This is a genomic window from Vibrio navarrensis, from assembly GCF_000764325.1.
GTDB classification, from domain to species: Bacteria; Pseudomonadota; Gammaproteobacteria; order Enterobacterales; family Vibrionaceae; genus Vibrio; species Vibrio navarrensis.
Window position 1 is genome coordinate 1,202,991 of the sequence record NZ_JMCG01000001.1, and the last position, 14,980, is coordinate 1,217,970.

The following is a 14,980-nucleotide window of genomic DNA, read 5'->3' on the forward strand; positions in this document are numbered from 1 at the left end:
GATTTTGATCTTATCTTTTGCTCTGTCCAGATTATTCTGGGCTACAAATAGAAGGAACCTAGGTGAGTAAAACTGTATCAATAGCTCTTGCTTGTGAGGCTGACATCCTAATACGGGCAGCTCGATTAGTAGATATAGGTGAAATAGCGCAGGCTGTTAAGTTACTAGAGCAAGCACATAATGAAAAACCTCGTTCAGATAAGCTGCTTGGTGTCTTAAATGATCTCTATCGGAAACTTGGAAACCATGCCAAAGCAAAAGAACATACCGTAGCCGTTTTTGATTATTCATCTCATTATGCTATCCATCCTGAGATTGAATTGCCAAATGAGAGTGATGTTGCTTTTTTGGCTGACAAATCAAATGAGCTAGTGGATGTTGAGTACAATTTTGAAAGTTCTGACTCTCAGCCAAAAAAACTATCCAGAAAAACTTTGAGCTTAAACAAAAGGGTGAATGACTCATCTGATGAAGTAGAGGTTAAAATATATCATCGTTCAAAGAGAAAGAATGTCACCCTCAAACCTTCACACCTGTCGGATGAAGGAGACCTTGCCGACAGATCATCATCCATAAAGCAAGTCGCAACTGAAGTACCCAAAATTGGTACACAAGAGTCAAGCCCGAGCGGGAGTTGCATCGAAGTTCAACGTGGAGAATCACACAGTCTAGTCGATGGTTTAGGTGATTATGTGGTGGAAGGGCTAGATGAGTACTTCGATATATTAAATGAAGAAGAAACGGATGATGATATATCGATTGATATATATAGTTATGTAGAAGAAGTAATTTCAGACGAGGAATTATATGTAACTGATAATAACGAGTTAGATCTTTATGATTTGTGGATTGATGATGAGCAAGCTAATGATGAAGATAATAATGAAAAAAATAGTGTTTTAGAAAACAGTCTAAGTATTGAAGAGCGAGCACGTTTTGTTGCCGTGGACTGTATAATCGAGTTTGGCTGGCATGCCAGAGAATTACCATTTTTGGTTGATGTATTCAGTGGGCCAGGTTGGAGTAATACAAAAGTCGCATTATTAAGAGAAGTTCAGTCTGGGACAACAGTAGAAGAGTTAAAGTTGGCCTTTGAAGTTAAAAAATTTTGGAAAGATAGCTCACGATATTGGATTAGTTTCTCAAAAGCGTGGTTGAGCGGAGAGAGTGCGGATTCAACCTATAAACATTGTAGTTGGAAACAAGCTTTGCGTTTAATTCATTTGTTTAATGGCGTCCCAGCTTTTGAAGAAATATATAATTTCTTAGAAGTTGAGTTTGAGCATTGGTATGCGTCTACTATTCTTAGACGCTGTTTTCCTGCTTTTTATCACTATTTATTTAGTTATCGTCTCCATTACAGAAATATAGATTCGATGTTTGGAGGTTTTGCTCTCCCGGAGTTTTTTGATGGTTTAGACGCAATATCGGTCCATTTGCCACACTCGGATGAAATGTTATTACTTAAAGATATGGGTATTGATTTGGCGAATAAGTTCGTGAGTAAAAAATCGTTTATCAGTGATGACTATACTGATGACTACTTGTTAGAGCTATGGAACCAAACAGCATAAATAGAACGAGAGGAAAAGGCCATGTATGTTCAAAAGAGGCTCAAGCCTGTTATAGGTTGCTGGGTGTTACACGAAAAATTTGGTCGCGGTCTTGTGCGCCAAGTTTTGGATAATATCGACGGAGTTACATTAAAGGTTGGTTGGCAAAATCGTGAATATGGCCAGACTCTCGTTTCAGCTTCATCTGTAGCTTCTGGTTTTATGGTTGGCATGGAGGTACAGCATGTTCCAGTGTCTAAAGTAGAGCTATGTCTTAAAGAAGGGATCGTACTCAAAGTAAAAGAAATTGCGGGTTTCCATCAAGTCCTAGTCAAGTTTTCTGAATCGTCAATTACTCGCTGGTTACCATTTGAGCGGCTGTCTTGGATTAAAGGTGTAGAACATCGATTCTGTACTAATGATTTTGGTGATGTAACTACACCTATGAAATTTAAGCTAAAGGTTCTTGCACATGCTATTGAGAATTGGAACGAAAATACAGGGTCTTTATCACGCTTAGACATTGACCCTTTACCACATCAAGTGCATTTGGTTCACCATATTCTAGCATCTGGTCACCTCAACTGGATGATTGCCGATGATGTTGGCTTAGGTAAAACTATAGAAACGGGAATGTTACTAAAAGCTCTAGAGCAAAGAGGACAAGCAGATCGTGTTCTATTAGTTACACCAGCAGGCTTGACTTCTCAGTGGAAAGAAGAGCTGCATAATAAATTTGGCTTAAGTGAATTCCGAATATATGGCGAGAACTTCAATATTGATGAAGCGCGCGAATGGGGCATGTACAAACACGTTATAGGCTCAATTGATAGGTTCAAAGAAGATAATCATTTAGAAAAGTTATTGCGAGCAGAGCCTTGGGATCTTGTTATTTTTGATGAGGCTCATCGCCTTAGTCGAAGACAGTATGGAATGAAATATGATGCATCGAATAGATTTCAACTTGCTAATTTCTTGAGAGCTAAAACAAAAGCCATGGTGCTATTAACTGCTACTCCTCATCAAGGCAAACCTGACAAGTTTCAAAGCTTATTGATGCTATTAAACCCAGATAGAAAAGACGAGATCGAGACGTTGGCACTGAACCCTGAGATCCTGTCTGAGATGATTATTAGGAACAATAAATCGGATGTGACCGATTTGGAAGGCAATTTTATCTTTAAAGGCAAAACTACAAAAGCGATACGAGTTACGCACGACAAGGCATTAAAAGATTTTGATTGTTCACTTCAATCCTATCTGAGAAAAGGTTATCAAACAGCTAGTGAGATGGGGCAAGCCGGTAATGCAATTGGCTTTGTTATGACTGTCTACCGAAAACTAGCTGCATCCAGCGCAAAAGCGATCAATCAAGCATTACATAATCGGAAGTTAAGGCTTCTTGAAGAGTCTCAATCAGCAAATGTTGATGATGAGCTATTGGTACAAGATGAGCGCTATTCTGGCGAAGCAGAAGAACAACACTTGAAAACTACACAAGGAAAAGAGTTCTTTGACGGTGAGTTAGAACAGTTAGATATTTTGATTGCAGAGAGTGAACAAGTTCTTATAACGGATCCCAAACTAAAGGAATTTAAAGAGGTTTTGATACCGTCAATACTCGCAAATAACAAATCAGAGAAAGTCTTGATATTCACAGAATATCGCTCAACACAAGAGTATCTAAAGACAGCCCTTGAAGAATATTATGGCGATGGTTGTGTGAATTTGATTAATGGTTCTATGAAGCATCAGGTTCGTAGAGAAGCTATCAGAAACTTTGAAGACGTTGGGCAGTTCTTGATTTCAACGGAAGCTGGTGGCGAAGGGATCAACCTTCAAGACAAGTGTCATATTATGATTAATTATGACTTGCCTTGGAACCCCATGAGATTGGTTCAACGTATTGGTCGCCTATATCGTTATGGTCAAAAGCACCGTGTAGTAGTTTTTAACCTTTATTCTCCTGAGTCAATGGATGATCAAATCATGGAGCTGATGCACGAAAGAATTGAACAAGTTGTAGGTGACTTAGCTTCATTGAGCGGAGAATACAATGAACGTTTAAGTGATGACATTTTGGGAGAAGTCGCGGACCTTGTTGATGTAGGAGATATCCTGCTGGAAGCTACAAGCGATGGTATAGTTCGCACCAGAGAACGTATCGAAGAAGCACTAGAAAAAGCAAAAAATTCAGCGAGTAAACAGCGTGAACTATTCGAATATGCGGCAGGGTTTGATCCTAAAGAGGCAAAAGAAGAGCTAAACATTACATCGGAGCATGTGATGTATTTTATGCAAGGAATGTTTGATTTATTGAATATTGAAGTTGTAGGTAAAACCCATAAAGATCTTATCTGGCAGATTAAACTAAATGATGCTGTAGCAACGGATTTGGGGGTAAGGAGAACTAAGTGGCAGATTACGTTTGACCGAGCTCTTCATGCGAGTCGTGAAAATTGCGAGATGATGGATCTCGATAACTTTTTGTTTAAGTATTTACTTAAAAAAGCGAAATCGTATGAGTTTGGTGGACTGACGGCTTCTATTGGCAAGGCGTCCCAGTTAGAAGGTGCTGTAATATGCTCATATTTAAGGTGGCAAAATTCTCTTGGACTTAGACAGCGACAAGAGTTAGTTGCTATCCAAGTTTGTCAGGATAAAGAGGTTGCGCTGAATACTCAAGACTTTTGCAACTGGCTGAAAAATGATGATATTTCATATTATGAGAGTAGTAGACGGGACTTAAAGGAATTGTTTCAAGTTGCCCAAGTCAAAAGTGAAGAGGTGTTAAAGGCTAAATCGAATCAGCTGCTTCACCCTGAAAGTATCGATCCCATTGCGGCCGCATTATTTCATACGTAAATTATTGACGTACTAAAATGTTACCTCTCTAAAGTTGATTAAACTTAACGGTTTGTTTCCATAGAGTTTGATTTTTGGGGATTCACGATCATACTAAAACTTAGATACTCTAAGTTTTAGTGGTGATATGTGAATACAGACATTCAACTTTACCCCGACGAATCGCTCGAAAGTTTTTTGCTGCGCTTATCGCAAGAACAAGGCTACGAGCGATTTTCTCATTTTGCTGAAGACATCTGGTTCGACACGTTGGATCAGCATGAAGCGATTCCCGGCGCTTTCCCTCTTGAGCTCAACCGGATCAATATCTACCATGCGCAAACCACAAGCCAAATGCGGGTGCGAGTTCTTATCCATCTTGAGAACCAATTAAAACTCAATAACTTTGGTGCACTTCGCCTTGCGTTGTCACATTCAAAAGCTCAATTTTCTCCCGAATACAAAGCAGTTCATCGGTTAGGTGTATCCGCCCCATGAACCCACGGGGCGATATTGTTAGTGTTTGAAGTTCCAAGGCAGGAGTGCATCGATATCTGGTTCTGCTTTCGCTAACTCCTGCATGCACTTGACTATGTAGTCGTAAAGGATAAGGCCGTTGGCTTTCGCTGTCTCGACGATACTGTAAAGCATCGCGCTCGCTTCCGCTCCATTGGGATTGGTCGAGAAGAGCCAGTTCTTTCTCCCAATAACCAGCGGTTTTATTGCGCGTTCAGCACGGTTATTGTCTATCGATAAGTGACCGTCATCGATATAGCGAATGAGCTTCGGCCACTGACCGAGCGTGTATTTTATCGCTTTACCCAGCGGGCTAGACTCAAGCACTTTCTGAGTTGTCATCCATTCATAAAGCTCATCCAGTATCGGCTTAGCATGCTCTTGGCGCTCTGCTTTCCGTTTTTCGGCACTGGCACCTTTTAAGCGGGATTCTATCCCATAGAGTTTCTGGATTTTGGCCAGCGCTTTATCCGCTTTGCCTGACTTACCTTTGCCTTGAAGCTTTTTCGCGTCCATGAACTTGCGCCGAGCATGCGCAAAGCAACCGACATTGGTGACTCGATGAAGCCCATCATAAACACCATAGCCATCGGTTTGCAGATACCCATCATAGTCGCCCAAGAAGGCAACAGGGCACGACCTCGCGCGACTGTTTTGATAGTCATACAAGACGATATTTTTTACATTGGGCAGTGCGGCATCTGGCGAGTCCGCGCCCGAGCAGTAGAGCCACATGTAACACTGTTTATCTTCTTTGAGGACATTGAGCGGCGTTTCATCCGCCTGAATCACCATTTGCTCAAGTAGGTGCGCTTTCAAGGCCGCATAAAGTGGAGCGAACTTCTCACTGACTTGGATAATCCACCTTGCCATGGTGGTGCGCGAGAGTTCGATACCCGACTGGGTAAACAACGACTCTTGTCGATAAAGTGGCATCGCGTATTGGTATTTGCCGAGGATGATATTGGCCAACAAGCTTTCTGTAGCGAAGCTTTTAGGGATAATACTTTGCGGCGCTGGCTTTTGAACGATGCGGCTGTTGTCCTGAGTTTGCTCGCATTGGCGGCAAGCATATTTAGGACGAACATATTCCAACACTTTGAGTACCGCTGGCGTGAACTCAAGTTTCTCGCTACGGTCTTCACCGATTTTATGCAGGTGATGTTGGCAGCAAGTGCACTGCTTTTCATCGTCGTCTAAATCAAGTTCGATAACCTCACGAGGCAAGCTCTTTGGCAGGGGCTGACGTTTGCCGCGTTTCTTCATTGTGGTGGTCGTTGTGACAACATCAACCTCTTCTTCCTTAGCAGCTTCACACTCCGCTTCGTTGAAGAGGTCACCTTGGGATTCATTGTAAGGCTTTAACGCCTCTGAGCGTTTAGCGAACTGACGGTCGAAGGCAAGCTTGAGCTGTTCAAGTAGGGATTGACGCTCTTGTTGCCACTCATTTTTCTCCGACATCAGCACTTTCACCATCGCTTGTAGCTCGGCAACATCTTGGCTTTCTGGGTTGATATTTAGCGTCTTTTTCATGGCGTTGATTATACTAAAATCATGACGTTAACGCTTGGTGGATAAGACTTTATTATCGCTTAAGTCATTGTAAAATCGTTTATTTCAATGGGTTTATGGCCGATAATCGTGAAGCCAGAAAGCAGTCTATCAAGCTCGAATTGAGTTAGGGTAAACACCTCATTTTGCTCTTTGGAAGGCCACTTGTACTTGGCTTTTTCGAGGCGCTTGTACCAAAGAGCGAAGCCTGTTTTATCCCAGTACAACACTTTGACTTTATCGCGCTGTTTGTTGGTGAATAGGAACAGCGCACCACTGCCCAAGGGTAAGTCGGTGTCACTTTCGATAATCGCCGCGAGGCCGTTGATGGACTTTCTAAAATCGACGCTTTCGCGATAGAGATAGATTTCGGGAGCACTGAGCATACGTTTCATGACAGCGCACCGATAAGCTCTGCGAGATAGGTCGCTGGCGTGCCTTGTGGGATGCTCAGTTCAACATCATTGACGAGCAGGGTCATATTGGCAACGGCAACGTGAGTGGCTTGATACTTTGTGGTCTTTTCAACGACTTCTGTTTTAACAAAGCCAACCGTGTTCGGTTTTTCGCAGTGCTTTAACTGTTGGCGCTTAGCGTAAAAAGTGGAGAGACTCAGTCCGTTACGTTCACAGAATAATCGTTGTGATAACTGGCTGGATTCATAGTGTTCGAACAGGGTTCGCCATTCTTGGTTAGTGCGTCGTTTGGCCATTTCAAATCTCCTTTGGGTTGGAGGTTTGATCTTATTATTCGGGCTAGACGATTAGAATGCGGGGTTTATGATGCGCTTACGGTTAGGTTCTGATTATCCTTTCGTTTTTCTTGCTAAACGCTTCACGCCTATTTGCCCTTTATGTATTAGTGAGGCTCCATACATTCGCCAGCAGTGGCAATTTCTTTCTCAGCAAGCTTGTGAGCGCCATGGTTGTAAATTGGTTCATCACTGCCCAGAGTGCCAATCGAGATTGGAATACCAAACCACTGGGAGTATTAGCCAATGCGAATGCGGTTTTGAACTCCGCAACTCACCGGTAGAAGATGCGCCAGTGGCTGCGCTACTGGTTGCTCGATGGTTATCAGGAAATGACTCAAAACCTTTGGGATTACTGAAGGCTGAAATGACACTCTCTGAGCGCTATGGTTTTTTACTATGGTACGTTAATCGTTACGGCGATATTGAGAACATCAGTTTTGAGTCATTTGTTGAGTATTGCTCTTGTTGGCCAAGAGTGATGCAGGAAGAACTTGATGAGTTGGTAAACAAAGCCGATCTCATTCGAATCAAAGATTGGAAAAAGACGTTTTTCAATGAGGTGTTTGGCGCTTTGCTTAAAGATTGCCGCCAGTTACCAAGTAGGCAGTTAGAGCGTAATAGCGTGCTCACTCAAGTGTTAGCCTACTTTACAAAGTTAATGGCAACACTACCTTCAAGCAGAAAAGGAAATTTAGGCGATGTGCTGTTGAGCCCCTTAGAAGTGTCTACATTGCTTTCTTGCACAACGGATGAGGTGTATCGGTTGTATGAGTTTGGTGAGATTAAAGCAGCGATTAGGCCGCGGATGCATACCAAAATTGCCAGTCATGAATCGGCGTTCACCCTAAGAAGTGTCATCGAAACAAAGCTGACTCGCATGTGCTCTGAAAATGACGGTTTAAGCGTGTATCTACCTGAGTGGTAATTATGACGAAATTAAGTGATCTACTAGCAATTGAAGACGAAGCAATAAAACAAGCTGCTCTAAAAAAGATGTTTATGCCCTATACAGAAGACGTTTGTGTTGATGGGTATGAACAAGAAACGTTGACGATTTTGCTCAATCTCAGTTCTAGTCATCAAGCTGATAGGTGCTCGGATTGGTTGGATGTAGCTCGGGCTCAAAGGTATTTTAAAGACCGCGAAAACTTAGATGCCTCTCTTGCTGAAATCCAGTGGTTCCACACACATAACCTAAAGTTTCCAGACTGTCGTGTTAAGGACCAACGGATAATTGCGCGACCTCTTTCTACAGCAGAGGAGTTTATTTCAAGTGCAGTATTGGATCAGCGATTGGGCTGGGCTCATAACTCTGCTGTCTATCGTCACACGTTATGGTTACTGAATCCTTTTAAATGGCAATCACAGCCAGTGTGTATTCTTTCGCTTATTCAGCAGAAAAATCCAGTTTGGCTTGATCTGCTTACAGAATTTGGCTTGGATGTGAAGTCACTTGCTCGCTTACAACGTGCAATTGAAGAACAGCTTCCTGAGAATAGTTTTCCCGACAGTGTTAGTACTTACAGTAAGCAATTACGGTTTCCATGGGGTGATGATTATGTTTCGATCACCCCCGTTGTGAGTCATGCTCTTCAGTGCGAACTAGAAATAAGAGCGCGAAGTCCAGAAAACAAGTTCAGTTTTGTCTCTTCGTCACTACCTAATTCTGCCAGTATTGGGAACCTGTGTGGCAGTTTGGGTGGGTATATGAGAGTCCTAAATTACCCGCTAGGTGTTAAGCAGGCCAAGGGTGGGACGTTAACGGGAAACCGTCAAAAGAGTGGTCATTACTTTGATGACTATCAGGTAACTAACGCCAAAATTTGTCAGGTGCTAAATCGCCTAATTGGGTCTGAGCCAGCCAAAACACAGCGGCAAAGAGAAAGAGCTCGTAAGGTTAGAAGTAAGATTTTACGAAAGCAAATAGCCTTATGGATGCTGCCACTCATTGAGTTAAGAGATATCGCCGAATCTGAACCCAATCAGCAACAACTAGAGCATGACGACACCTTAGCTCAAGCCTTTTTGTCGTTACCAGAATGGGAGCTTGGCTCTTTGGCTAGTGAGTTTAACCGACGCTTACATCTCACGTTTCAAAATAATATGTATTCAGCCAAGTTTGCTTATCATCCCAAACTGATGCAGGTAGCTAAAGCACAAGTGACATGGGTGCTTGAGCAACTTAGTAAGCCAATTAACAATCAAGATACAGTGACGGGGGAGCAATATATCTACCTGTCGTCAATGAGAGTGCAAGATGCGGCAGCGATGAGTAACCCTTGTTTGTGTGGTGTGCCGTCTTTGGCGGCCATTTGGGGGTTCATGCACGATTATCAAAGGCAATTTAATCAATTAGTTAACAATGGCTCCCCAGTTGAGTTTTCGAGTTTCGCTTTTTATGTTCGAAACGAGAATATTCAATCAACAGCCAAGTTGACAGAACCTAATTCAGTGGCCAAAGCGCGAACGGTCTCTAATGCGAAACGACCGACCATTCGTAGTGAACGATTGGCGGACCTAGAAATAGACTTAGTTATCAGAGTTCATAGTGAAAGCCGAATTTCAGATTTTAGATCAGCGCTTAAAACGGCCCTTCCCGTTGCTTTCGCCGGAGGGGCATTATACCAACCACAGCTATCGACGAAGATTGAGTGGCTTAGAACATTTACAGGCATGAGTGAACTTTTCCATGTTTTAAAAGGATTACCTGCATACGGGCGATGGTTATACCCAAGTGAAAAGCAGCCTACTAATTTTGATGAGTTAGAGCGGTTGCTCACTCAAGACGATGATAACTTGCCCGTTTCTCTTGGTTACCATTTATTAGAGCATCCAACTAAGCGGGATAACGCAATCACAGGTTGTCATGCTTATGCTGAGAATGCGATAGGGCTAGCTAAGCGAATAAACCCGATAGAGGTCCGTTTTAGTGGACGGGATCACTTTTTAAACCACGCCTTTTGGTCGATAGAATGCAGTAGCGAAACTATTCTTATAAAAAACTATAGGGATTAATCGCTTATGGAACTTTGCACTCAGTTGAACTATGTCCGATCACTATCTGCTGGCAAAGCTTATTTCTACTATCTATCCGAAAGTGGTGAGATGTGTCCCCTTAATGTAGATAAAACCCGATTGCGCGCACCAAAAGGGAGTTATTCAGAAGCATACAAGGGGAACAAGTTCGTAGACAAGAATGTTGCCCCCCAAGACTTGGCCTATTCGAACCCTCAGTTCATCGAAGAGTGCTATGTAAAGCCCGGCGTTGATGAAATCTATTGCGCATTTTCACTTCGAATTCGAGCCAATTCGTTAACACCGAATATCTGTAGTGATGATGAAGTGCGCAGTAAACTGTCTATGTTTGCTAAGATTTATAAAGAGCTCAACGGATACAAAGAGTTAGCTAATCGTTATGCGAAGAACATCTTGCTTGGTACTTGGTTATGGCGAAATCGTGAGTGCAGAAATATCACTATTGAAGTGACGACCAGTGAATTGGATACCTTCGTTGTCGAACATGCTCAAAAACTCTCTTGGTATGGTCATTGGGATGGTGATTCAACAGAATGCTTAGAAAGGCTTACAGCCTATCTGGAGCGAGCATTGTCTGACCCAACCGAATACTTCTACATGGACATCAAAGCGAAAATGCAGGTTGGCTGGGGAGATGAGGTTTACCCAAGCCAAGAGTTTTTGGATAGTCGAGAAGATGGAATCCCTACTAAGCAGCTAGCCACAGTAGAGCTTTTGAGCGGAAAAGAAACCGTTGCGTTTCACGGACAAAAAGTTGGTGCGGCGTTACAATCGATTGACGATTGGTGGCATGAAGAGGCTGATAAGCCATTAAGAGTGAACGAATATGGCGCTGACCGAGAGTACGTTATAGCAAGGCGACATGTGTCCCATGGAAATGACTTTTACCAATTAGTCAGAAATACAGAAAATTGGATTGAGATAATGACAGTTTCTCAGACCATCCCAAATGACGTGCACTTTATTATGTCGGTCTTTATCAAGGGTGGTCTCTTCAATTGTTCTAAAGCGAAGTAAGGATGTCTATGACGAAGCGTTACTACTTCTGTATACGTTATACCCCTGTTCAAGCCGACTATGAGCTGTTAGCAGGGCGTTGTATCTCTCAAATGCACTTGTTTATGGTCAATAACCGACAAACCATCAATAAAATAGGCGTGATTTTTCCCGACTGGAGTGATGTTACGGTTGGCCAAACTATAGCCTTTGTTGCTGAAGATAAAGAGATGATGATTGGACTCTCTTTTCAGCCCTATTTCTCTTTGATGGTGAAAGAAGGTTTATTCGAACTATCGAGTATCTGTGAGGTACCGGAGAACTTGGGGGAAGTAAGGTTTGTTCGCAACCAAACGATTAACAAGAGCTTTTTAGGCTCGAAGAAACGGCGAATTAAACGTAGCATGGTGAGAGCCGAGCTTTCTGGGGCTGAACAACGATTACCAGTAACGAACGAAGACCGTGTCATCGATAGTTTTCATCGAATACCAATCTCCAGCGGTTCATCTGGGGAAGATTATATGTTGTTTGTACAAAAGGAGTTTGTCGGTGAGCGTGGTGGAGCAAACTTCAATAGCTATGGTTTAGCCACCAATCAAGAAAGAAGAGGAACGGTGCCTGAGTTACGCTTTTAACCCTTTTGCTAAAGCTCTTTTTTAGAGAAGCAAAAACAGGGACTTACAGAAGTAAGAAGAAAAAGAATATTTTGGTGGATTGTGATTTTAAGCACTCAAAATCAGAAGGTTAGAAGCTATATTCTACAGTGTCCTGCCGTGTAGGCAGCTAAGAAAATATCAGCAATAGCTAGCATACTAACTGTGTCGTGTCCTGCCGCATAGGCAGCCAATAATTACAGCCGACGGAGGTTGTGATCAAAACAGATGTGACCTGCCGCATAGGCAGCCAAGAATAGGTCAGGAAGAAAGCAACCTACCTGCTGAACAAGCAGTTAATAATCAAAACCATCAAGTTTTCTCTTGGTGGTTTTTTGTTTAAAAGGCTTCCCATGTATTTAAAAAGACTTGAATCTATTGATGTTAATTTCAATCACTATGAGGTAGGACTGTATCCGCCCCATGAACCCACGGGGCGATATTGTTAGTGTTTGAAGTTCCAAGGCAGGAGTGCATCGATATCTGGTTCTGCTTTCGCTAACTCCTGCATGCACTTGACTATGTAGTCGTAAAGGATAAGGCCGTTGGCTTTCGCTGTCTCGACGATACTGTAAAGCATCGCGCTCGCTTCCGCTCCATTGGGATTGGTCGAGAAGAGCCAGTTCTTTCTCCCAATCACCAGCGACTTAATGGCGCGTTCAGCACGGTTATTGTCTATCGATAAGTGACCGTCATCGATATAGCGAATGAGCTTCGGCCACTGACCGAGCGTGTATTTTATCGCTTTACCCAGCGGGCTAGACTCAAGCACTTTCTGAGTTGTCATCCATTCATAAAGCTCATCCAGTATCGGCTTAGCATGCTCTTGGCGCTCTGCTTTCCGTTTTTCGGCACTGGCACCTTTTAAGCGGGATTCTATCCCATAGAGTTTCTGGATTTTGGCCAGCGCTTTATCCGCTTTGCCTGACTTACCTTTGCCTTGAAGCTTTTTCGCCTCCATGAACTTGCGCCGAGCATGCGCAAAGCAACCGACATTGGTGACTCGATAAAGCCCATCATAAACACCATAGCCATCGGTTTGCAGATACCCATCATAGTCGCCCAAGAAGGCAACAGGGCACGACCTCGCGCGACTGTTTTGATAGTCATACAAGACGATATTTTTTACATTGGGCAGTGCGGCATCTGGCGAGTCTGCACCTGAGCAGTAGAGCCACATGTAGCATTGCTTGTCTTCCTTGAGGACATTGAGCGGTGTTTCATCCGCCTGAACTACCACTTGTTGAAGTAAGTGCTCTTTTAGGGCGACATAGAGTGGAGCGAACTTCTCACTGACTTGGATAACCCACCTTGCCATAGTGGTTCGTGAGAGTTCGATACCCGACTGAGTAAACAACGATTCTTGGCGGTAAAGTGGCATCGCGTATTGGTATTTGCCGAGGATGATATTGGCCAACAAGCTTTCTGTGGCGAAGCTCTTAGGGATAATGCTTTGCGGCGCTGGCTTTTGAACGACGTGGTTTTTGTCCTGAGTTTGCTCGCATTGGCGGCAAGCATATTTAGGACGAACATATTCCAACACTTTAAGTACCGCAGGTGTAAACTCCAGTTTCTCACTGCGGTCTTCACCGATTTTATGCAGGTTATGTTGGCAGCAAGCGCACTGCTTTTCATTGTCGTCTAAATCGAGTTCGATAACCTCACGAGGCAAGCTCTTTGGCAGTGGCTGACGTTTACCGCGTTTCTTCTTTGTGGTGGTCGTTGTGACAACGTCAACCTCTTCTTCCTTAGCGGCTTCACATTCCGCTTCGTTGAAGAGGTCACCTTGGGATTCATCGTAAGGCCTTAATGCCTCCGAGCGTTTAGCGAACTGGCGGTCGAAGGCAAGTTTAAGCTGTTCAAGCAGCGATTGACGCTCTTGTTTCAATTGGGTTTCTGACGCCAACAGCGCTTTCACCATCGCTTGTAGCTCGGCAACATCTTGGCTTTCTGGGTTGATATTTGGCGTCTTTTTCATGGCATTGATGATACTAAAATCATGCCGCTAATGCTTGGTGGATAAGACTTTATTATCGCTTAAGTCATTGTAAAATCGTTTATTTCAATGGGTTTATGGCCGATAATCGTGAAGCCAGAAAGCAGTCTATCAAGCTCGAATTGAGTTAGGGTAAATACCTCGTTTTTCTCTTTTGATGGCCACTTGTACTTCGCTTTTTCAAGACGTTTGTACCAAAGAGCGAAGCCTGTTTTATCCCAGTACAACACTTTGACTTTATCGCGCTGTTTGTTGGTGAATAGGAACAGCGCACCACTGCCCAAGGGTAAGTCGGTGTCACTTTCGATAATCGCCGCGAGGCCGTTGATGGACTTTCTAAAATCGACGCTTTCACGATAGAGATAGATTTCGGGAGCACTGAGCATGCGTTTCATGACAGCGCACCGATAAGCTCTGCGAGATAGGCCGCTGGCGTGCCTTGCGGAATGCTCAGTTCAACACTGTTTACAAGTAGTGTCATGTTGGCAACGACAACGTGAGTGGTTTGATACTTTGTCGCCTTTTCAACGACTTCTGCTTTAACAAAGCCAACCGTGTTCGGTTTTTCGATGTGCTTTAACTGTTGGCGCTTAGCGTAAAAAGTGGAGAGGCTCAGTCCGTTACGTTCACAGAATAATCGTTGTGATAACTGGCTGGATTCATAGTGTTCGAACAGGGTTCGCCATTCTTGGTTAGTGCGTCGTTTGGCCATTTCAAATCTCCTTTGGGTTGGAGGTTTGATCTTATTATTCGGGCTAGACGATTAGAATGCGGGGTTTATGATGCGCTTAGAACGCTAGGCAAAGCTGGCGAATAAATAATGGGTGGAAGTCCCATCTCAGTAAGGACTAACCATCCGCTGGGTCCTCGAGCTATGCGCTGAGTGTGGGTAACTGCATTAGTGAAGTGTTAGTAGAGGCATCTGTAGGCTAAGTATTGAGCCACGAAATTCAGTTTGGAAGTGGAGATGTTGTTAAGCGAAGCAGAATCCAATAGTGACAAGAGCGTAATTTGGTGAGTTCTTGGGCACACTTCCCGGGGTCGGAGACCTTATGCATACAGAGAAATTTATACGCCGGAA

General features: G+C 43.4%; 11 protein-coding genes and 2 pseudogenes. 7 read left to right on the forward strand and 6 right to left on the reverse strand.

The annotated features are described in order from the left end of the window. The first annotated feature begins 62 nt into the window (after positions 1-62). From EA26_RS05495 to EA26_RS05505, 3 genes and pseudogenes are all read left to right on the forward strand, one after another. Positions 63-1,574, forward strand: coding sequence for a tetratricopeptide repeat protein (locus EA26_RS05495; RefSeq protein WP_039425072.1), 1,512 nt, complete (start codon positions 63-65; stop codon positions 1,572-1,574). A gap of 21 nt (positions 1,575-1,595) precedes the next feature. Then, the gene (locus tag EA26_RS05500) at positions 1,596-4,418 is read left to right on the forward strand and encodes a DEAD/DEAH box helicase (RefSeq protein WP_039425075.1); all 2,823 of its coding nucleotides are present in this window, start codon (positions 1,596-1,598) and stop codon (positions 4,416-4,418) included. Between the two features lie 129 nt (positions 4,419-4,547). After that, positions 4,548-4,892 (forward strand): annotated as a pseudogene (locus EA26_RS05505) (TniQ family protein); the annotation flags it as partial. A 21-nt stretch (positions 4,893-4,913) separates the two neighbouring features. Here EA26_RS05505 and tnpC (EA26_RS05510) read toward each other — a convergent pair. From tnpC (EA26_RS05510) to tnpA (EA26_RS05520), 3 genes are read right to left on the reverse strand one after another with little or no spacing between them, the layout of a single operon-like run. After that, complete coding sequence (tnpC, locus tag EA26_RS05510; RefSeq protein ID WP_039424673.1) at positions 4,914-6,446, reverse strand: IS66 family transposase; 1,533 nt, start codon at positions 6,444-6,446, stop codon at positions 4,914-4,916. A gap of 59 nt (positions 6,447-6,505) precedes the next feature. After that, positions 6,506-6,859: an IS66 family insertion sequence element accessory protein TnpB gene (gene tnpB / locus EA26_RS05515; RefSeq protein WP_039423669.1), complete on the reverse strand. Its 354-nt coding sequence runs from the start codon at positions 6,857-6,859 to the stop codon at positions 6,506-6,508. Continuing rightward, on the reverse strand, positions 6,856-7,176 hold the full coding sequence (gene tnpA, locus EA26_RS05520; protein ID WP_039423672.1) for an IS66 family insertion sequence element accessory protein TnpA: 321 nt from the start codon (positions 7,174-7,176) through the stop codon (positions 6,856-6,858). The genes tnpB (EA26_RS05515) and tnpA (EA26_RS05520) overlap by 4 nt, the downstream gene beginning before the upstream one ends. 79 nt (positions 7,177-7,255) lie before the next feature. Between tnpA (EA26_RS05520) and EA26_RS05525 the strand changes: the two are divergent. The 4 genes and pseudogenes from EA26_RS05525 to cas6f form a co-directional block, all read left to right on the forward strand. Further along, a pseudogene (locus EA26_RS05525) lies at positions 7,256-8,143 on the forward strand (TniQ family protein); the annotation flags it as partial. A 2-nt stretch (positions 8,144-8,145) separates the two neighbouring features. Continuing rightward, positions 8,146-10,233, forward strand: a complete 2,088-nt coding sequence (locus EA26_RS05530; protein ID WP_039425081.1) for a type I-F CRISPR-associated protein Csy2 — start codon at positions 8,146-8,148, stop codon at positions 10,231-10,233. 6 nt (positions 10,234-10,239) lie between these two features. Beyond that, positions 10,240-11,271 carry a type I-F CRISPR-associated protein Csy3 gene (gene csy3, locus EA26_RS05535; protein ID WP_021449561.1) on the forward strand — a complete coding sequence of 344 codons (1,032 nt, stop codon included), beginning with the start codon at positions 10,240-10,242 and terminating at the stop codon, positions 11,269-11,271. An 8-nt stretch (positions 11,272-11,279) separates the two neighbouring features. Continuing rightward, entirely contained in the window at positions 11,280-11,885 is a 606-nt protein-coding gene (gene cas6f, locus EA26_RS05540; protein ID WP_021449560.1) for a type I-F CRISPR-associated endoribonuclease Cas6/Csy4, read from the forward strand. Positions 11,886-12,348: 463 nt separating this feature from the next. Here cas6f and tnpC (EA26_RS05545) read toward each other — a convergent pair whose 3' ends face one another. The 3 genes from tnpC (EA26_RS05545) to tnpA (EA26_RS05555) are packed head-to-tail and all read right to left on the reverse strand — an operon-like array spanning position 12,349 to position 14,611. Continuing rightward, positions 12,349-13,881, reverse strand: a complete 1,533-nt coding sequence (gene tnpC, locus EA26_RS05545) for an IS66 family transposase (protein ID WP_039425088.1) — start codon at positions 13,879-13,881, stop codon at positions 12,349-12,351. Positions 13,882-13,940: 59 nt separating this feature from the next. Beyond that, complete coding sequence (tnpB, locus tag EA26_RS05550; RefSeq protein ID WP_039425091.1) at positions 13,941-14,294, reverse strand: IS66 family insertion sequence element accessory protein TnpB; 354 nt, start codon at positions 14,292-14,294, stop codon at positions 13,941-13,943. Beyond that, positions 14,291-14,611 (reverse strand): IS66 family insertion sequence element accessory protein TnpA, encoded by a 321-nt coding sequence (tnpA, locus tag EA26_RS05555; protein WP_039425094.1) that lies wholly within the window; start codon positions 14,609-14,611, stop codon positions 14,291-14,293. The genes tnpB (EA26_RS05550) and tnpA (EA26_RS05555) overlap by 4 nt, the downstream gene beginning before the upstream one ends. Positions 14,612-14,980 lie beyond the last annotated feature (369 nt).